Origin of the sequence: Aliivibrio fischeri, assembly GCA_038993745.2 — a bacterium.
GTDB classification, from domain to species: domain Bacteria; phylum Pseudomonadota; class Gammaproteobacteria; order Enterobacterales; family Vibrionaceae; genus Aliivibrio; species Aliivibrio fischeri_B.
Map to the genome: position 1 here is coordinate 160,319 of CP160629.1, position 20,715 is coordinate 181,033.

Annotated in this window: 20 protein-coding genes; all 20 read left to right on the forward strand. The window is 33.0% G+C overall.

Annotation, left to right across the window (positions count from 1 at the left end; translation table 11 throughout):
* The first annotated feature begins 152 nt into the window (after positions 1–152).
* Positions 153–929: a Wzz/FepE/Etk N-terminal domain-containing protein gene (locus AAFX60_000735; protein XDF77795.1), complete on the forward strand. Its 777-nt coding sequence runs from the start codon at positions 153–155 to the stop codon at positions 927–929.
* Positions 930–1,138: 209 nt separating this feature from the next.
* The gene (locus AAFX60_000740; protein ID XDF78868.1) at positions 1,139–1,357 is read left to right on the forward strand and encodes a methionine adenosyltransferase domain-containing protein; all 219 of its coding nucleotides are present in this window, start codon (positions 1,139–1,141) and stop codon (positions 1,355–1,357) included.
* A gap of 150 nt (positions 1,358–1,507) precedes the next feature.
* Complete coding sequence (gene wecB, locus AAFX60_000745) at positions 1,508–2,632, forward strand: UDP-N-acetylglucosamine 2-epimerase (non-hydrolyzing) (GenBank protein ID XDF77796.1); 1,125 nt, start codon at positions 1,508–1,510, stop codon at positions 2,630–2,632.
* Positions 2,633–2,649: 17 nt separating this feature from the next.
* A complete protein-coding gene (gene wecC, locus AAFX60_000750; GenBank protein ID XDF77797.1) occupies positions 2,650–3,909 on the forward strand; it encodes a UDP-N-acetyl-D-mannosamine dehydrogenase in 1,260 nt (419 codons plus the stop codon).
* A complete protein-coding gene (asnB, locus tag AAFX60_000755; GenBank protein ID XDF77798.1) occupies positions 3,909–5,747 on the forward strand; it encodes an asparagine synthase (glutamine-hydrolyzing) in 1,839 nt (612 codons plus the stop codon). The genes wecC and asnB overlap by 1 nt, the downstream gene beginning before the upstream one ends.
* Before the next feature lie 55 nt (positions 5,748–5,802).
* Positions 5,803–6,891: a hypothetical protein gene (locus AAFX60_000760; protein XDF77799.1), complete on the forward strand. Its 1,089-nt coding sequence runs from the start codon at positions 5,803–5,805 to the stop codon at positions 6,889–6,891.
* Between the two features lie 5 nt (positions 6,892–6,896).
* Positions 6,897–8,486 carry a hypothetical protein gene (locus AAFX60_000765; protein ID XDF77800.1) on the forward strand — a complete coding sequence of 530 codons (1,590 nt, stop codon included), beginning with the start codon at positions 6,897–6,899 and terminating at the stop codon, positions 8,484–8,486.
* Positions 8,487–9,443: an oligosaccharide flippase family protein gene (locus AAFX60_000770; GenBank protein ID XDF77801.1), complete on the forward strand. Its 957-nt coding sequence runs from the start codon at positions 8,487–8,489 to the stop codon at positions 9,441–9,443.
* Positions 9,444–9,496: 53 nt separating this feature from the next.
* A complete protein-coding gene (locus AAFX60_000775) occupies positions 9,497–9,826 on the forward strand; it encodes a polysaccharide biosynthesis C-terminal domain-containing protein (protein XDF78869.1) in 330 nt (109 codons plus the stop codon).
* Positions 9,819–11,168 (forward strand): hypothetical protein, encoded by a 1,350-nt coding sequence (locus tag AAFX60_000780; protein XDF77802.1) that lies wholly within the window; start codon positions 9,819–9,821, stop codon positions 11,166–11,168. Before AAFX60_000775 ends, AAFX60_000780 begins: the two co-directional genes overlap by 8 nt.
* A gap of 6 nt (positions 11,169–11,174) precedes the next feature.
* Entirely contained in the window at positions 11,175–12,041 is an 867-nt protein-coding gene (locus AAFX60_000785; GenBank protein XDF77803.1) for a nitroreductase family protein, read from the forward strand.
* A 191-nt stretch (positions 12,042–12,232) separates the two neighbouring features.
* Positions 12,233–13,303 carry a hypothetical protein gene (locus AAFX60_000790; protein ID XDF77804.1) on the forward strand — a complete coding sequence of 357 codons (1,071 nt, stop codon included), beginning with the start codon at positions 12,233–12,235 and terminating at the stop codon, positions 13,301–13,303.
* Entirely contained in the window at positions 13,296–14,366 is a 1,071-nt protein-coding gene (locus tag AAFX60_000795; protein ID XDF77805.1) for an EpsG family protein, read from the forward strand. Before AAFX60_000790 ends, AAFX60_000795 begins: the two co-directional genes overlap by 8 nt.
* Positions 14,363–15,181 carry a glycosyltransferase family 2 protein gene (locus tag AAFX60_000800; protein ID XDF77806.1) on the forward strand — a complete coding sequence of 273 codons (819 nt, stop codon included), beginning with the start codon at positions 14,363–14,365 and terminating at the stop codon, positions 15,179–15,181. The genes AAFX60_000795 and AAFX60_000800 overlap by 4 nt, the downstream gene beginning before the upstream one ends.
* Before the next feature lie 5 nt (positions 15,182–15,186).
* Entirely contained in the window at positions 15,187–16,122 is a 936-nt protein-coding gene (locus tag AAFX60_000805; GenBank protein XDF77807.1) for a class I SAM-dependent methyltransferase, read from the forward strand.
* A gap of 20 nt (positions 16,123–16,142) precedes the next feature.
* Entirely contained in the window at positions 16,143–17,237 is a 1,095-nt protein-coding gene (gene rffG / locus AAFX60_000810) for a dTDP-glucose 4,6-dehydratase (protein XDF77808.1), read from the forward strand.
* Positions 17,237–18,130 carry a glucose-1-phosphate thymidylyltransferase RfbA gene (gene rfbA, locus AAFX60_000815; GenBank protein ID XDF77809.1) on the forward strand — a complete coding sequence of 298 codons (894 nt, stop codon included), beginning with the start codon at positions 17,237–17,239 and terminating at the stop codon, positions 18,128–18,130. The genes rffG and rfbA overlap by 1 nt, the downstream gene beginning before the upstream one ends.
* Positions 18,130–19,011: a dTDP-4-dehydrorhamnose reductase gene (gene rfbD, locus AAFX60_000820; GenBank protein XDF77810.1), complete on the forward strand. Its 882-nt coding sequence runs from the start codon at positions 18,130–18,132 to the stop codon at positions 19,009–19,011. The genes rfbA and rfbD overlap by 1 nt, the downstream gene beginning before the upstream one ends.
* 4 nt (positions 19,012–19,015) lie before the next feature.
* A complete protein-coding gene (rfbC, locus tag AAFX60_000825) occupies positions 19,016–19,573 on the forward strand; it encodes a dTDP-4-dehydrorhamnose 3,5-epimerase (protein XDF77811.1) in 558 nt (185 codons plus the stop codon).
* Positions 19,570–20,634 (forward strand): DUF1972 domain-containing protein, encoded by a 1,065-nt coding sequence (locus tag AAFX60_000830; GenBank protein ID XDF77812.1) that lies wholly within the window; start codon positions 19,570–19,572, stop codon positions 20,632–20,634. The genes rfbC and AAFX60_000830 overlap by 4 nt, the downstream gene beginning before the upstream one ends.
* The last annotated feature ends 81 nt before the right edge of the window (positions 20,635–20,715 follow it).

The following is a 20,715-nucleotide window of genomic DNA, read 5'->3' on the forward strand; positions in this document are numbered from 1 at the left end:
GAGTTCAGACGTATTAATTGTAACTTAATACACTTAAAGTTAGCATTTCTGGATTTTGCTAGAGAAGAGAACTGAAGCTTCTTTTCTTTTATATCTTTCGATTATGTACACTCCTATATGATTTACAAACAAAAAATAAAATTTGGAACGAAATGAACGCTCAAATATCACAGCAGTTTCAGCAGTGCCCCTTACCGCCATCATATCAGAATGATGAAATTGATTTAAAAGAACTTTTCTTAGTTTTATGGGCGGGGAAGTTATGTATTATTGGTGTTACGCTTTTGTTTGCAGTTGGTGCAACAATATTTGCAATTCAATCACCAAATATTTATGAATCAAAAGCAGTGTTAGTTGTTAATGTGGACCCGTATGGATTTATTGAAGATAATGGTTATATGGACGGTTTGGAATTAATACATAAAGCTAATGCTGAATTCCCTTTTATTAGCGGAAAGTCGATGAAGGACATCGTTGGAAAATTGGCGAATAGTAGTGGCTCTGATTTTAATAAGCTGTCTTTTTCGATAGATAAGAGAAGTGGTCAAATTTCTGTATTTCAGCAAGGACAGAAAGCAGAAGATGTTTATCAGAATGTATTGAGTTTCAGTCAATATGTAAATCAAGCTTATAAGCAGAGTGAATTAGCTAAAGTCACTATTGAGCTAACATTAACAAAAGCGCTATTGGACCAAAACCAAATAGAAAAAGTGCAAAATATTCTTGCAGAAAAGTATGCGCAACAGCTTTATAAAGTTACGATTTTGAAAAATTTAAACACTAAACTACTTCGTGTAATCCAAGAACCAGTGAAAGCAACTAGCCATATCAAACCAAAGCGAGCTTTAATTATTGTGTTAGGTATGTTATTTGGGGGAATACTAGGTGTAGCTATAGTACTAATTCTATTTGTGTTTAGAAAAGAATAATCAAGAAGAATTATGGAAGATAAGGAATTAGATTCCTTATTTTTTGGAAGAAGTCTCATGTGAAAAATAGAGTAAGATGAGGTTTTATTAAATAAATCAAAATAGTTTATACGCTTTGGGTATGCGTTAGAACCTATGGGCGGTAGCGTATCAAAATTTTACAAAAAGGATTTAAATGTGCTGATATCATCTTAAACTCTATTGTTGATATACAAGGCAGATTTACAAAAGTAGATGATGTGTTATCACAATTCATTATTGATAATTTTTCTTTAACGCCAAGCTGGATTACTAAGAAATTTAATCTGGATAAACTAAGCGCTGAAACTTTCTTTTATGTTGATGTTGCATCTCGTGGTCAGGTTGGTCAAAGTGACTATCCTTGGGAGCAGTTAGACGAGTTAGATAAGTTTCAATTAATTGAGTAAAATTATTTCAATAGTTGATTATCTTTTTTCATTTTAAGAGAATTAAGTTTTTAGCAATTTAATTTTTAGTATGTGTGATAGCTTTCGTTATTTTTCTGATTTAGAAACTTTCATACGTATGCTGTGGTTAATTAATATATAGAGATTATTATGGTTAGGAAAAAAGTTCTTACGGTTTTTGGCACTCGTCCCGAAGCTATAAAAATGGCACCTTTAGTTCATGCTCTTGCCTGTGATGAAAGGTTTGAATCTAAGTGTTGTGTTACGGCACAACACCGTGAAATGCTTGACCAAGTGTTAGAGCTTTTTGAAATTACACCAGATTATGATCTTAACTTAATGAAAGCGGGCCAAACGTTAAATGATGTAACAGCTCGAATAATTCAAGAGTTAAAACCAGTATTACAAGAGTTTAAACCTGATGTAGTTTTAGTTCATGGTGATACAGCAACAACATTTGCAACAAGTTTAGCTGCATATTATGAGCAAATTGAAGTTGGTCATGTAGAGGCTGGCCTGCGAACTGGAAATGTTTATTCACCCTGGCCAGAAGAGGCAAATCGTCGTTTAACAGGTGTTTTGACTAAGTATCATTTTGCACCGACGGAAACATCTAAAGAAAATCTTCTTCGAGAAAATATTAATTCAGATGATATTACAATTACAGGTAATACAGTGATTGATGCTCTATTAATGATAAAACATAAAATTGAAACAGATATAACTTTACATGAAATACTTACGTCACAATTCTCATTATTGGATGAAAGTAAAAAACTAATTTTAGTTACAGGACATCGTCGAGAAAGCTTCGGTAGTGGTTTTGAGCGTATTTGCCAATCATTAGCTCAAATTGCACAAGCATACCCTGAGGTGCAGATTGTTTACCCAATGCATTTAAATCCTAATGTCCGTGAACCTGTGAATCGTATCTTGTCTGGGATTGAAAATATTAAGCTGATTGAGCCACAGCAATATTTACCATTTATTTATTTAATGATGCGTGCAGATATTATTTTAACTGACTCTGGTGGTATTCAAGAAGAAGCCCCTTCATTAGGAAAACCAGTGTTAGTGATGCGAGATACGACAGAGCGTCCAGAGGCAGTAAGTGCTGGTACTGTTAAGTTAGTTGGCACTAATATTGAAATAATTACAACTGAATTAAATAAGTTACTTACTGATGGAAATGCATATAAAGAAATGAGTTATGCTCATAATCCATATGGTGATGGTAAGGCTTGTAAACGAATTTTAGAAAAATTAAGTAAATAATTATTAGGAGTCGATGAATGTCATTTAAAACTATTGCAGTTGTTGGTTTAGGTTATATTGGTTTGCCAACTGCTGCTATGTTTGCTTCACGTAAGAAGAAGGTAATTGGTATTGATGTTAATCAACGTGCTGTAGATACTATAAATCAAGGTAAAATACATATTGTAGAGCCAGAACTTGATATGATTGTTCATGCTGCTGTGAGTGGAGGTTATTTAAAAGCAACAACTCAACCAGAACCAGCTGATGCATTTCTAATTGCAGTACCAACGCCATTTTTACCTTGCGAGGAGGGGAATATTCCTGCTCCTGATCTTTCTTATATCGAAGCTGCAAGTAAAGCAATTGCTCCAGTATTAAAGAAAGGCGATTTGGTTATTTTAGAGTCGACCTCACCAGTAGGAGCTACAGAACAAATGGCGGCTTGGCTTGCCCAAGATCGTACCGACCTGACTTTTCCACAAACTCATGGTGAAGATGCAGATATTAGCATTGCACACTGTCCTGAGCGTGTTTTACCTGGTCATGTTGTACGTGAACTTGTTGAAAATGACCGTGTGATCGGTGGGTTGACTAATAGATGTTCTGAGCGAAGTGTTGAGCTTTATAAAACGTTTGTACAAGGCGAATGTATTATTACAAATGCTCGTACAGCCGAAATGGCAAAATTAACAGAAAATAGCTCTCGCGATGTACAAATTGCATTTGCCAACGAACTTTCAATTATTTGTGACAAGCTTGATATTAATGTATGGGAGCTAATTTCTCTGGCTAACCGTCATCCACGAGTGAATATTCTACAGCCAGGACCCGGTGTCGGTGGTCACTGTATTGCGGTTGATCCTTGGTTTATAGTATCAAAAACACCCGAAGAAGCACAAATGATTCATACAGCACGAAAAGTAAACGATAGCAAACCTAGTTGGGTTGTTCATAAAGCAAAGATAGCTATTGCGGACTTCCTACAAGAGAATGCTGATAAAACGGTAAAAGATATTACAATAGCTTGTTATGGTTTAGCATTTAAACCGGATATTGATGATTTACGGGAAAGCCCTGCTTTAAATATTGTTAAGGATATTATTAAGATGCATACGGGTAAAATACTTACAGTGGAGCCTAATATCTCGAACTTACCTGAATCGCTGTCTTGTCAGTTAGTGGCATTAGATGATGCAAGAGAAGCGGATATACATATTATGCTTGTTGACCATAAAGAATTTAAAGAGCAATCAAAACCAGTTGGAATAGTAATTGACACCAAGGGTATTTGGTAATGTGTGGCATTATCGGCGAGTTTTTTAAAATTACCCCCTCAAAGTTAGATGGATTTTTAGGACGTGTAGATAGAATTAAACATAGAGGCCCAAATGGACAGGGGATATCTTTTTTTAATAAAGAAAAAAAGTATGAAATAAGATCACCTCAAGGGCTATCTTCTTACGATGAAAATTTAAAATATTTATACACTGATGCTCTAGCTCATGTCCGATTAAGTATTATAGACCATAGCCAAGATGGTCTTCAGCCATTTGTAGATGGTGATTTATCGTTAGCATTTAATGGAGAAATATATAATTATATTGAAATTCGCGAAGAACTAAGAAATCTTGGATATGAATTCTCTACGGATACTGATACTGAAGTTGTTTTAAAGTCATATATTGAATGGGGCACTGATTGCTTTCGACGATTCAATGGAATGTGGGGGGTATGTATTTATAATAGAAGAAAGGAAACTGTAACATTATCTCGTGATAGGTTTGGTGTAAAACCTCTGTATTATATGGATACCGACACTAGTTTTTTTGTTGCTTCAGAAATTAAAGCTCTTGATATCTCATTTATAAATAATGATTTTCTTGCCCTATTTTTAGAGCAGAACTATATCGATTTTGATAAAAATACACTTTATGAAAGCGTGTATCAGGTTGAACCAAGTACTGTCTTAATTATCGATAAGCTTCGAGCGAAAACTGAATTTAAGTATTTTGATGTTGACTCATATGAAGAGAAAAATGAGTCTGTTTGTGATCTTATTTATGATTCTATAAAGTTAAGAAATAGAGCTGATGTTAAAATTGGAGGGTTGCTTAGTGGGGGGATAGATTCCTCTGTTATTGCTGGTGTGACTAAAAAGTTCAATAGTGATTATAAATTATTTTCAGCGGTATTTAATGATGGGCGTTTTTGTGAAAAGAAATATATACAAAAAACTGAAGAATATTTAAACCTTGATGTGGAGTATTTAACTCCAGAAGTGGATAAATTGTCAGAAAGCGTTGCTCAACAAGTGTATATTCAAGAGAGTCCATTAAGAAGCATGGCTCAAATATATCAATATCAATTGTACAAATATATAAGTGAAAATACAGATATCAAAGTTGTTTTTAACGGTCAGGGTGCAGACGAGACTTTTTCTGGATATAATGAGCATATCATTTGCTATTATTTAGAGCTATTAAGAAATTTCAATTTTTCTAAATTTTCGAAGGAAATCTCTGAATATAGAATAATAAGTGGTTTAAGTAGAATAAATATATTAAGAAAAATAATATCATTAGCTTTATCTAAACCTAAAAAGCCTAAGGTTACATTATTGAAAAGTCGTTCGATGCTCCCTCCTAGAACTCTTCAAAATAGATTAAAGTTTAATCTAATGTGTTCGGCGTTACCAGAATATCTCAAGTATGATGATAGGAACTCAATGGCCGTAGGTATTGAATCTAGATTACCATTCTTAGATTATAGGCTTGTTATGCGAGCTCTTAGCATTTCTCCTGAATTAAAAATATCAGAAGGTATTGCTAAGATACCACTAAGAGAAATTGCTAGAAAGGATAAGCTTGTAGATCCTAAAGTATTGGATAGAAAAGATAAAGCAGGTTTTGTTTCGCCTCAAGATATATATATGAGAACAGAACTTAAGAAAGATATTATTGAACGTATAAATAATATTAAAAAATATAATCAATTTTTCAATGTAAGTGCGATTGATTCGATGATTTATGATTTTTTGAATGATAATCCTGTAGATTATAATATGATTTTTCGACTTTATACAACGTCGATATGGATTGATAAGTATAATTTGAGATTCAAAAATGAAGCGTAAGATATACTATATAACTAGAACATATACTCACGACTCTAATAGTGGTGGTGCCTTAATGCGAGAAGGTGCAGTAAAGCAATTTTGTGAACATGGTTATCAAGTAGAAGTTATTTCTCTTTCTAAAACGTTAAATAATATATCACTCGATAACCAATGCTTGACACTTTTCGATAATGGTAAGGGGTCAGATAAAGTAAATTGGACGAAACAGAGGTTTGGCTTTTCAGAAGACTACTTGGACGAATGGGCTAATAATTGCGTTAACTATTTACTTCCTAAGGTAAATAAAGAGGATATCGTATTTGCTACAACAGGGGGAGATCTTGCTTCCTTGAAAGTTGCTAGTCTAGTAAAGGATAAAACTGATTGTGTATACATTGCTAATTTTAGGGATCCTGTTCTTCATACCACAGTGCATAATAAAAGCTTATCACCATTTCTTCACGTAAATCGTGACCATTTATTAATTAAATATTTAAATAATGCCGATTTAGTTGTTACGAGCTGTAATTCATATAAAGAATATATTGAAGGGAAGTTTCAAGGAAGAATTATAAACAATCATTTTGGATTTTTAGATAATGAAAGTAATCGAGATTATTCCCACTTACCAAATAACAAAAAGTCACTTAACATAGTTTATGCTGGGACTCTGAATAAATATCAAGGTCCGAATTACTACCCTAGTATATTTTCAGGGTTAAAGAAAACAAGCTTAACAGTTTACTCTAATAGTGACCCGTTTAAGCGGGAGCATGATAATATTTATATTAAAAGTTCTGTGACTAGAGATGAATTATATCGATGTATTGTGGAAAATCATAATGCAGGTTTTGTATCCCTTTCTAATCCATACTTTTCAGTTTGTGTACCATCAAAAATATATGAATATATAAATATCGGACTTCCTATATTTGGATTTCTTCCAGATGGAGAAGCAAGAAGCATTGTTAATGATAATAATTTTGGTTATATAGCAAAGGTAGGGAAATATTCAGAGTTGAGACAAAAGTTAGACTATTATTCAAATAAGTTAGAACTAGTAGATGACTTAAAGGTGAATGTGCAGAATTCTCGTGATAAATGGAGTATGAAACATCTATTTTCTGGTCTAATTAAAGAAATTAAATTATTGGGAAATTGATTGTAATGAATGATATTGTAATTCTAGACCTTTTTGATAGTAAGGGGTATAAACAACAAGTCGAAATCATTCAACAAGACTCTGATAGAGTTTTGATTGATTTATCTAAATACTTTATTCTAACACATAAAAGTTGTCGAAAACTAAATAAGATAATGTTTGACGAGTTTTGTGTGTCGATAGATCCTAGTTTATATCTTAGTTTATTAAAGTTAGCGGATAAAGATATTTTTGAATGTTGTAGATTATTAGAAATAGCTAAATCTTATCAAGATAAGAATGTTAATATCGTTATTAAAACAGAGAGGGAAAGCTTAGTTAAAGAGATTTATTGTTTACTTAAACTTGATATTAAAAGGGTTAGAGTCGAAAGGGTGAAATCTACACGAAGTGTAACTAAGTATGCTATTGGAAAATTAGCAAAATTATCACTGCTTTGCATAAATAGATTCAAAGTAAAAAAATATAAAGTTAAAAAGGTATTCTTTCTATATGATAATTTAGTATCATTTGAATATGTAAGACCTTATTTAAAAAACGGTATAACATATCCTTTTTTAACTGAAAAAAATAGTTATGATAATGTATGTTATGACCAAGACAAATTTATAAATCACAAGTTCATTTGTCACGAACTTATCCCTAGTTCATTTTATAGATTTATAGATAATCGAGAATCTATACTTAATTCTAGTATACCAATTACGTTAAAAAAACTGTTGATTCATTATCTAGTCGAGTTAGAAATACAAGTTTTATGTTTTGAAAGTTTAGTGATTAAGTTCGATTCATTGAAAGATATTATTGGATTATTTGATGCATACCCTTGCATTGACTATGTAACTAAGGTTTTAAATGATAAATTTGGAGTAATGACGACTTGTATTCCGCATGGAATAAACTTTAAATATAAAGTTCATTATATTTCTTATGGGACTAACATTTACTCTTTTTGGAGTGATGACCACAAAAATAGGTTAGATCAAAGTGTTATATATGATGATACTAAAAATAAAATCATAACTGGTAATGTGCTTTTTGAGGCGATCTCTAAGGATGTTAAATCTAGAAATGTAAGTGAAAGGAATATTCTTATTGTTGGTGAATACTTTTCAAAAGATGGTTTATATTCATCCCCATTTAATGAAAGTCATACTAGAAGAATGATGTCTATATTAAAAAAGTTTGCTTTAGATAATAGCGATATAAAAATAAAGATTCGTACAAGACTTAATGATGAATACTCGGAAATATGTAACGACTATAAATGTGAAAATATTACAATCGTTAGTCCGGATATTCCGGTTGAAAAAGAAATTATAAATAGCTCTCTAGTTATTTCAGTATTTTCAAATGTATTACATGAAGCTTTGATAATGAGAAAGCCTGTTCTTCAAGTAAATATGTTTGGTATAGAGAATTATAGAGACTTAGCAGCTGATGGATTAGTTAGTTATGCAACAAATGAGAAAGAGCTATTATTGGCTTTAAAAAGCTGGGAAGAAAATAGTTTTAAACATGTTAATTATGATTTTCATGAAGAAAAGTATTGTAATCGTTTGGTATTTAATCCTATCAAATCGATGGTAGATTGAATGAACTTAATAAAAACAATAATCAAACATTCTTCAAAATATATGACTGGCTCTATAATTGCTTCAGTAACTACATTTATTATGATGAAATATTATACATATGTTTTTACTCCTGAGCAGTTTGGAATCCTTTCATTATATCTAGTTGTATTCAAATACTTTATAACGATATGCTCTTTAGATGTCCAAAGTAGCGTTAGTCGATTATATTTTGATTACAAAGATAAAGATAGAAAAAAATATATATCAACGATATTCTGGTTTTTGGTTGCTATTTGTTCTGTTACTTTTACTATCGGCATCACTACATCTGAAAGCATCTCAAATTTGATCTATCCTGATAGTAAGGGAATGTTTATTCTTACTATCATTGCTGCGATATTCTCAGTATTTTTAACCTTTTTTACTCGCATACTTTATAATGAACAAAAATCAACAATTGTACTTAAGTTGTCGATTGTACAGACTACACTGAACCACGGTTTATCGGTAGTTTTTATCGCACTTTTATCTTTAGGAGTTTCTGGTCGTTTATTAGGCCAGACTTTAGCATCGTTGCTTTCATTATTGTACAGTTACATTAATACTAATCGAATAGGTGTAGTTTCCATTTCTCGTGTATTTCAATGGAGTATGCTGAAGTCAACATTATCATTATCTATGCCTACCTTGTTATTGGCAGTGCAGAGTATGATTTTTTTATATATGGATCGCTTTCTGATAAAGTATTATATCGGGGAACATGCTTTAGGAATATACTCATTTGCATTTATGCTTGGTCAAGGATTGTCCATTATATATGAGGCAATTTATCAAGCTATCCTTCCAGACGTGTATAAAAATCTCAAGTCGGATTATGAAGCCTCGTTGAAGTATATTAGTGTTTTTTTTAAAAAATATTTTTCTTTATATTTTTTATTACATTATGTATTTCTCTTTTTAGTGATCTTATTTTAGTTGTTATATCCAACCCAAATTATTATGAATCCTCAAAGGTTATACCTTATATAATATTCGGTTTTATGATGGGAGGGCTATATAAAATACCAACACTAATAATAAATTTCCATAAAAAAATATGGATATACCCAATAGCAAGTGTGCTTTCTTCCGTGTTGAATTTGTTGCTAAACTTATCATTAATCCCTGTTTATGGAATTGTGGGAGCCGCTTTTGCAAGCTTTGCAAGCTTATTTATGTACTCAGGTATTCTACAATATTATTCTAGTAGGTATTATGGTAATAAGAAAGGAGTATTCGTTAGAGTAAGTTATGCCACAGTTTTTATTATAATTATTTCGAAGTTTATTATAGATGCAAATGTTTATAACTATGGATAATTTTGAGAAGTTTTATTATGAGATTAAAGACTTGATTCTTAAAGATTTCACTAATAAGTTAGATCATCAATATCATTATGGATGTATGTACTTGTCTGCTTCCCTTCTAGGAAAGTCTCCTATGATTTGGCGAGAGCGTATTATTGAACAGATTGATACTGCATATGAATTAGGTACCTTAGATTTTATTGAGGAATCAATAGTGCTGTCGATGCAGTATTCGGATAAGCAAGATAGGGAGTTACTTCAATTCATAAGAGATAAGCGTAAGAATTGTAAGCCTCGTGAATATCATGCTTTAGATTACGAATATCTTGAGAAATTCAACGCTAACAAGACTCAAGAGTTACTGAATGCTGTCAAGTGTTGTAAAGAGTCAGGTCTTTTATATGACACTTTTGATGGTGTTCAGGGAAGTAAAGATTTAGTTTATCACTGCCGAAATCTTGAAATTTTGATTAAGTCTAATCTTATCTTGGATGAAAAAGGCTTAGAAATTATTAGCAAAGCGGTTTCCTTAATTATGAAATTATTTGAAGTCGGAACTACAGCTTTGTTTTTTGGCCGTTCGCAAAATTCTTCATACGGACTAGGCTCGTTATATTTTATTTTGAAGTCTGTATGTTTCGAAAATAAAGAGCATCAAGATAAACTAGAACTGTATCGTAAGAGGTTAGAAAGTAAAATACAAAGTTCCTATATTGAGAATTGTGGATTTAGAATGAATTTTTCTTCTGGTCGTTCTGGTGCTGATAGCTATATGTATAGAAATGTGTATTCATCTTTTTTATTATCGAGGTTATTACTTTCAAGTAAGATAAAGCAAAACTCTATTACTTTAACTCTTCGCGATGTGTCGTTTAATAAGTACTTTCAAGTTAAGAAAGTACTGAATTTGAAGTTTGTCATAAATAATAACGAAGGGAATTTTTCTCCTATTTTTCCTAATGATATCAGATACGGTTCTAATGCTTTAGTCAGTTATTTGAAAAACGGCTTTGAGTATTCTCCAATCCCATTTTTTACTTTTCCCTACTCGCCGTTAGATAAGCTTTTTACACGAAAAACCAGATTAATTGCCAATTCAATGATCTATCGATTGTTGTCAATGTTTTATAAGTTGAACGTTTTTAGCTCTGTTAGCTTAGAAGATATAAGGGAGGCTAAAAAGGTTATGGTTACAGATGAAGGTGCTTATCTGGTTAGTTACAGGAGAATTAATCTGGGTATAGTTCCTAGTAACTTATTAGACGTGATTAAATCTGAGTATTTAAATATTGTCGGATTTAAATTGCCAACCTCTACAGGTATGGAAAAATTTAGAGTCATAATTTATTGGTAGGTGATTATGAAAGAAAAATTGAGAAAGTATTACTATTTGTTTTTGGGGGCGATTAAAGGAGGTACACTACGTCCTTTGATGTTTGAAATAAATGAGAATAAAAGTTTAGAAAGCCATTCGTATGATTTCCTCATCGTATACTTGAAGCACCAGGCACATTTACTTGAGAAGTGTACTAAAAATGAGTTCTTGGGCGTTGATCGAGGAGCATCGAAATTTGAACGAGTCAAAGCTATACTCGATGAATTAGATTTAAGGGGATGTAAAGAAAGTGAATTGCTCTCTTGGGCTAGTGATGTTTGTGGAAAATATGAAAACTGGATCAGCCAGAAAATGATTCAGGTTGAACAGTGTGGTAAAGGTCAATCTACTACAGATAGTATTTTTGATATTGCTTCAGTGCGATTTTTTTCACAAAATATACCCTCAATTGATTTAATTATTTCATGTATCGAGAATGCCCAAAAGGCATCAGCTTCTTGTAATAGGCAAGCATTTAAAGTGGGTATTATTGAAAATGAAGATATTTTCTTTGGTGAAGCTAATAATAAGAGCTTGTTCGATAAGTCTCCATATAGGTTATTTATATTCTCTAATACATCAAATTATAGTGAAAAATATGCAGATGCAATCGATATCGGTATGTTTAGCCAGAATTTTATGTTGAAAGCTAATATGCTCGGGTTAGGTAGCTGCTGTTGTTATGCTGCCGAACATTTAGATAAATCTCAGAATCATTACCGCAAAATGTTTGGACTTTCTAGAGAGTATTATTGCTATTTATCAATTGTTGTTGGATATCCGGCAGAAATTGCTGAAAAACCTCCTAGACGAGGTGTAGCTGAAATTATCAATTTTAAGAAGACTAGCTAAATGATAATCATAAAATGTTTAGAAATTGATACAACAAAAGAGTTGGTAATAAGCCTCGTGCTTATCGAACGTCTACAGGTTTCAAGTGTATTAAAGAACTATCTATATTCTTTTTATATACTCCTTTTCTTTTTCTGTATTCCATTTTCGTATAACGTAACTAAGTTTTACGTAAAGACGGTTGTTAAATAATGAATATTGCATATTTACTATCCCATGATATAACTAGGAATGATGGTGTTACTCTAAAAATACTCACACAGGTGAGTGAATGGAATAATCAAGGACATAATGTTAAAGTATTTTGTCAAGTGCCATCAAAAGGTGATAGTATTCTTAAATCGAATCAATATGAAGTAGGTAATTCGTATATTAAGTCTCGATTGTATCCAAATAAAATACTTTTAAATGATATTTCTGATTTTAATCCTGATGTTATTTACTTTCGTTATGATACCTATAGTCAAACAATTCAAAAGTTACTTTATAAATATAGTATAGTTACTGAAATTAATACAAATGACTTATCTGAATTTTACATTTTATTTAAAAAAGAAAGGACAATTAAATCTTTTATTCGTTATCTAATTTATATTTTATTTAGAAATGCTATCTTTAATAATGTGAAAGGTATTATTGCAGTGACCAAAGAATTATCTTTGAATAAGAGTATTTCGAAATATAATAAGCCATCTATAGCTGTTTCTAATAGTATTAATATCGATGATTTTCCCACAATAAAAGTACCGAATGAAAACAAAAAGGGTATCTTTTTTATTGGTACACCAAATCAACCATGGCATGGCGTGGACTTTATAGATGAATTAGCATCGAATTTAACACAGTATGACTTTCATATAGTTGGTATTGAGGGTGAATCAAGACACAATTTATATTATCATGGATATTTAGGAAGAAAAGAATATCAAATTATCATGAAGGAATGTTGTATTTGTATCGGTTCTTTAGCTATGTATCGAAATGATATGTATGAGTCAAATTCTCTTAAGGTCAGGGAATATATTGCAGGTGGTTTTCCTGTTATATTGGGTTGTAAAGACTCTGCGTATATTGATGAAGAACAACCCCATTGGATGAAGGTTGTCGATACTCGGCATGGTCTTGATATTGAAAATATAGAGAGATTTATAGATAATTATAAAAAATTTATTATTCCTGATGAACAGAAATTGTTGATATCTTCACGATATAATGAAAGTAAAAGATTGCAATTTATAGAAAATGTAATTCATCATGATTAGTAATGATTACTATTTCTTAGTTTATTATTCAGTATTAAGCCTCTTTCTGTTTATTTCATTATTAGCGATTAATTTCTATGCTCAAGACTCTAGTAATAAATGGGGCGGGGGACTTGCGGTTATAATACTATATTGCCTTTTCTTTTCTTTTCGTACAGCGGATGTTGGAAGTGATGCTGGGAATTATATTTTATTAATTGATAACCCTGCTGGATTATCGCAAGATATGTCACCTATGATTAAAATAATCGCATCTGTTGTGGGTTTTTTAGGGGGAGGGGAAACGCTTTTCTTTTTGGCTATTTCGATGTTAGTGTGCATTACTCTTCTATACGCTTTTTATAAATTTGAAAGGAAAGACTTCTTAGTTGTATTTGCAATCTTTAGTGTAAGTTTCTTGTTTGTAAATATTAATGTTAATCTATTTAGGCAGGGTATTGCCATTGCATTTGGGACTTTAGCCCTGAGCTATCTTATAGAAAGGTGTTATATAAAGTATCTGTTGTTTGTCATTCTAGCTACGTTTACTCACAGCAGTGCAGTTATTCTTTTATTATCTTTTATGTTGGTGTTTTTTATACGTAGCAGATGTTATATATTAATATATATAGTATGTTGCATCGCTTTCTATACATTTGATTTGAGTTTGGAACAGATTGTATTTCATTTTAAGGAAAGCCATTGGTCGTTTGCTCGCTTATATTGGTATTTAACTTGGAATAAGAGTGATTTATTTACTTTGAAGCATATTTATTATTTATATTTGTTTATTATTATCATTTTCTTATTCGTTTTTGAACGATTGAATGATAAGCAAGTTCGATTATTTTTGGTATTTTTGACTATTCCTAGCATAATGACAATATTTAGAGTTGATGATTTTTTGGTCGATCGTTTTACGTTTTATTTTATTCCTGTATCTGCTTTGTTAACCTTCCAATTATTTAAAATTTTTAACCTAAGAACTAATGTTTATGTACAAGCTCTTTTTGTTATTTCTTTATGTTTTTGGTTGGGTAAGAGTATATTACAATTTAATGCCTGGTGGGTGGAGAAAGTATGACAGTAGAAGTGTTACTATCAACATATAATGGTGAAGCCTATCTTAAAGAGCTGCTCGAATCTTTAGTTTCACAAAGCTGTAATGATTTTTTTGTTACCATTCGTGATGATGGTTCTAGTGATACAACTATATCGATTATTGAAGAATATATTTTCCGATATCCGGATCTATTTTTTTTGTCTACAGTGGATAAAGGTAATCTGAAAGCTGCAGGTAGTTTTATGGCTTTGATTAGATCTAGTACGGCAGAATACGTTATGCTGTGTGATCAAGATGATATTTGGGACCCTGAAAAGATAGAGGTTTCTCTAAGGAAAATAAAGCAATTAGAGCAAGAAGATGATTCAATACCAATCTTAGTCTTTTCTGATCTTAGGTTGATGGATAACTCTGGAAATATATTTTGTGAATCTTTTTGGGAGTTTCAAAGTTTGGATAGCCAAGTTGCAAAGGACTGGCGTAAGTTGTTAGCTCTTAATGTTGTAACTGGCTGCACTGTTATTATAAATAGAATGGCTATTAGTGTATCTTTACCATTTGCTATATCGGATATGCTACATGACCATTGGATTGCTGTAAATGTTTCGAGGTATGGTAAGATAGGCTATATCCCTTCAGCAACTATATCGTATCGACAGCATTCTTCAAATGTTGAAGGGGCCCACAAGTTTTCAATACGTTATGTTTTACGGAAGTCTCAAGATTCATGGCGAATATTGAATTTATTGTATAAAAAAAGCTGTTATTTTAATCAAGTCAGCTTTTTAAGACTTTGTTTTTATAAAGTAATTCTTAATTTTAAAAGGTTTTTTTAACCACTATGAACGAAAAACTTACCTGTCTAATATGCGACTCTTCTGATTGGCATATGTACTGTGAAATTGATAATGGCAATCATGATGTATTGATATGCAAGCAATGTTCTTTTTGCCAACTTTCTCCAATTCCGACAAAGAAAGAGTTGGATTTATTCTATGCTAGTAAATATAGAGATCAATATTCAAATCAAAATACAGTAGATAAAAATGTTATTAGTTATGAACAACAAAGGGCCGATAGAATACTCAAGGTTCTACGTCCTTACTTTAGTAAAGACTCTAGGAATATATTAGATATTGGATGCAGCAGCGGAACGTTATTAAAGAACGTCGCTACTCTTTGTGATGATGCTCCGATTATCCATGGTATAGAAATGAATGATAATTACAGGAAGTATATTATAAAAGAAGGTATTGCTTCGGAAGATAACATTTCTAACCAAGATATAGGTACATATTACCTTGGAAAAGAAGGAAAGTTTGATTTTATTTCTATAGTCCATGTATTAGAGCATCTGCAAAGTCCTGGTGATGCACTTTACTCTATTCGTAATTTATTGTCAGATAAAGGGAAATTATATATTGAAGTTCCTAATATGAAAACACCTTATGCTAAATTGGTAGGTGAGTATTTTATTTTATACCATCTTTACTATTTTACAGGTTATACATTAGAGAAACTGTTGAATAAATATGGTTTCAATATTATCAAGTCACAAAAAATTGCGAATACTAGTGTTTGTTTTATTTGCGAAAAAGGCGCAATCACAGAGATAGATAAGTCAGAATCAAAACAAGAATTTCAAAAAGTATTATCACGTTTAATGTATTATAAAATTACTTTCCCAATCCGGAAATTGCGCCCACGTGTTGTACGAACTTTGAATTTTCTAGGTGTTAAAGAGTTAGCAAAATCTCTTTTAAAACGAGATCAATAAGCTAACAAGGGAAATTAGAAATGAAAATATTAGTTACGGGCGGAGCAGGCTTTATCGGTTCTGCAGTTGTTCGTCACATTATCAGTAATACACAAGACAGTGTCATTAACTTAGATAAACTGACTTATGCGGGTAATTTAGAATCACTGTCTGATGTTGATTCTAATGAGCGCTATGTATTTGAACAAGTTGATATTTGTGACCGAGCTGAGTTAGAACGAGTATTTTTAGATCACAAACCAGATGCAGTAATGCATTTGGCGGCAGAGTCTCATGTTGACCGCTCTATTGATGGTCCTGCTGCTTTTATTGAAACGAATATTGTGGGTACGTATACCTTACTTGAAGCGACGCGCTCTTATTGGAATACCTTATCTGATGATAAAAAACAGGCATTTCGTTTTCACCACATCTCAACCGATGAAGTATATGGTGATTTAGAAGGTACTGATGATTTATTCACTGAAACAACATCGTATGAGCCATCTTCACCATATTCAGCATCAAAAGCCTCTTCTGACCACCTAGTTCGAGCGTGGTTACGTACTTACGGCTTACCGACAATAGTAACGAACTGCTCAAATAATTATGGTCCGTATCACTTTCCTGAAAAACTCATTCCACTAATGATTTTGAATACACTCGATGGTAAACCATTACCGGTTTACGGTGATGGTATGCAAATTCGTGATTGGTTATTTGTGGAAGACCACGCACGTGCTTTGTATAAAGTTGTTACTGAAGGTGTTGTAGGTGAAACCTACAACATTGGTGGGCACAATGAAAAAGCGAACATTGACGTTGTAAAGACTATTTGCTCGTTACTTGAAGAGTTAGTACCGAATAAACCGGAAGGCGTTGCTCAATACCTTGACTTAATTACTTATGTTACAGACCGCCCAGGTCACGATGTTCGTTACGCAATTGATGCGTCGAAGATTGAGCGTGAATTAGGTTGGAAACCAGAAGAAACATTCGAATCTGGTATTCGTAAGACGGTTGAATGGTATTTAGATAACAAACAATGGTGGTCACGCGTGCTAGATGGCTCTTATGCTGGTGAGCGTTTAGGTGTGTCTTCAGAGTCTGCAGTAGTTGAAAAGGTGGCTAAATAATGAAAGGTATTGTACTTGCTGGTGGCTCTGGTACGCGTTTATATCCACTGACTCGTGGTGTATCAAAACAGCTTTTGCCTATTTACGATAAGCCAATGGTGTTCTACCCAATCTCGACCTTAATGCTTGCGGGTATTAAAGACATTTTAATTATTACAACGCCTGAAGATAATGCTGGCTTTAAGCGTTTGTTAGGTGATGGATCTGATTTTGGTATTAACCTTGAATATGCCATTCAACCAAGTCCAGATGGTTTAGCACAAGCGTTTATTATTGGTGAAGAATTCATTGGTGATGACAGTGTATGTTTAGTGCTTGGTGATAATATTTTCTATGGTCAGTCTTTTGGTCAACAGTTAACTCGAGCTAGAGAGCTAACCGCTCAAGGTTTAGCGACGGTATTTGGTTATCAAGTAAAAGACCCAGAGCGTTTTGGTGTGGTTGAGTTTGATGCTGAAATGAAAGCTGTCTCGATTGAAGAAAAGCCAGAATCGCCAAAATCAAACTATGCTGTAACGGGTTTGTATTTCTATGATAACCGAGTAGTAGAAATGGCAAAACAAGTTAAGCCTTCACATCGTGGTGAGCTTGAAATTACCACGTTAAATGAAATGTATCTTGACGATGGCTCATTGAATGTGGAGTTATTAGGTCGTGGTTTTGCGTGGTTAGATACAGGTACTCATGAAAGCCTTCATGAAGCTTCGTCATTTGTACAAACCATTGAAAATGTCCAGGGTTTAAAAGTAGCGTGTTTAGAAGAGATTGCTTGGCGTAACGGCTGGTTAAGTGATGAGCAAGTGTTAACACTTGCAAAACCAATGATGAAAAATGAATACGGTCACTATTTGACTCGCTTAGTTAATGAAAACCAGAAGAAGGTGGCAAGCTAATGCGAGTATTGATTACAGGGTGTTATGGTCAAGTTGGTCATTGTTTGACTGAGCAATTAGCCGATGAAGAAAGCACCATTGTGCTTTCTTTGGACCGAGATCAACTGGATATCACCAATCAAGATGCAGTAAATGCGATTGTCGATGATTTCCAACCAACCATCATCATAAATGCAGCGGCACATACTGCGGTTGATAAAGCGGAAGAGGAAGTTGACCTCTCTTATGCAATTAATCGTGATGGCCCTAGTTATTTAGCGCAAGCAGCGCAATGTGTTGGTGCGGCAATGCTGCATATTTCAACAGATTACGTTTTTGAAGGCAATAAAGTGGGTGAGTATCAAGAAACCGATACGACAAATCCACAGGGTGTTTATGGTGAGAGTAAATTAGCAGGTGAAATTGCAGTTGCTAATGCGTGTGATAAACACATCATTCTTCGTACTGCTTGGGTGTTTGGTGAAAATGGCAATAACTTTGTCAAAACCATGTTGTGTTTAGGGGCGACACGTAATGAACTTAGTATCGTAGGAGACCAGTTTGGTGGCCCGACATATGCGGGTGATATAGCTCATGCATTAATCCAAATAGCGAAGCGAATTACACAAGGTGATGAGGTTGAGTATGGTGTTTATCATTACTCAGGCTTACCTCATGTGAGTTGGTTTGAATTTGCAGACGCTATTTTTGATACTGCGGTTGAGCAAAAGGTTATCTCAAATAAACCAAGTTTAACAAGCATTACAACTGACCAATACCCAACCCCAGCAAAACGTCCAAGTAATTCTCGATTAAGTACCGATAAAATCACAAATAACTTTGGGATTAAAGCGAGTGATTGGACGGCAGCATTAAACAATATCCAAGCATATAAAGGTTAAGATAATGAAAGTAATCGATACCCGAATCCCTGATGTAAAAATTATAGAGCCAAGTGTGTTTGGTGATGAGCGAGGTTTCTTTATGGAAACCTGGAATCAAAAGCAGTTTGAAGAGTTGGTAACAGGTAAGCCCACCCAGTTTGTGCAAGATAACCATTCCAAATCTAAGAAAGGAATTTTACGTGGATTGCATTACCAAACAGAAAACACCCAAGGAAAATTAGTTCGAGTGGTGTCAGGTGAAGTGTTTGATGTTGCAGTGGATATTCGAAAAGGCTCACCGACGTTTGGTCAATGGGTAGGTGAATATTTATCGGCCGAAAACAAGCGTCAACTTTGGGTGCCGGAAGGTTTTGCGCATGGTTTTTATGTTACGAGTGAAGAGGCGGAATTTGTTTATAAGTGTACCGATTATTATAATCCAGAAGCTGAAATATCAATCGCTTGGAATGATGATGATCTTGGTATTGAGTGGCCGATGAGTGTCCATCATGATGTGCCATCGTTATCTCATAAGGACATGGTAGCATCTTCATTAAATGGAGTTATGAATCTGCTATGAAACGAGTGATAGTTATTGGTACAGTTGGGATTCCTGCCTGTTATGGTGGTTTTGAATCTCTTGTTGAAAACTTGACCACAAATAGATGTGGCGAAATTCAGTATTCAGTTTTTTGTTCATCAAAGAATTATACGGATAAATTAAATGAGTACAATCAGGCCAAATTATATTATTTGCCGTTAAAGGCTAATGGAGCTCAAAGTATACCCTATGATATTGTATCTTTGATAAAAACGTGGAAACTAAAACCTGATGTAGTTTTAATTTTAGGTGTGTCTGGTTGTATTTTTCTTCCTATTTTTAGATTTTTCTCAAAAGCAAAAGTTGTTACTAATATTGATGGTTTAGAGTGGAAACGAGAAAAATGGGGGAAGTGTGCAAAACGATTTCTTAAGTTATCAGAATTGATGGCTGTAAAATATTCAGATGTTGTAGTTACAGATAATCAAGCTATTACTGATTATGTAAAAGAAGAATATGGGGTGGAGTCAAAAACAATTGCTTATGGTGGTGATCATGCCGTGATAGGGTTTCAGGATTTATCATTAGAAGATCAAGAAGCCTATGCTTTAGGATTGTGCCGTATAGAACCCGAAAATAATATTCACATGATTCTTGAATCTTACTCAAAAACGGAATATAAAATTAAATTTGTGGGTAATTGGAGTGCAAGTGAATTTGGCTGTAGGATGAAAAGTATATACTCTAAATTTTCAAATATCGAGTTGTTAGATCCCATCTACGATCTTGAAACGCTCTATAAGCTTCGTCGTGGTTGTTCTGTGTATATCCATGGTCACTCAGCTGGTGGTACAAACCCTTCATTAGTGGAGATGATGCATTTTGGTATTCCCATTATTGCATTTGACTGCAGTTTTAATCGTTATAGTACTGAAGATAAAGCAATATATTTTAAAGATTGTAATGATTTAGTGGAAATTTTAAATAAAAATAGTGATGTGGTTGAATTAAAGAATAAGGGAAAAGTTATGCAAGATATAGCTCAAAAACGTTATACGTGGGCAAAAATTTCACAACAATATGAGAACTCATATTTATAATAGTACACTCTAGTAAGTAGTATTTTAAGCTTACTTTTTTAAGAAATTGAAGCATAAATTTCAGGTTTGTTCTTTTATATA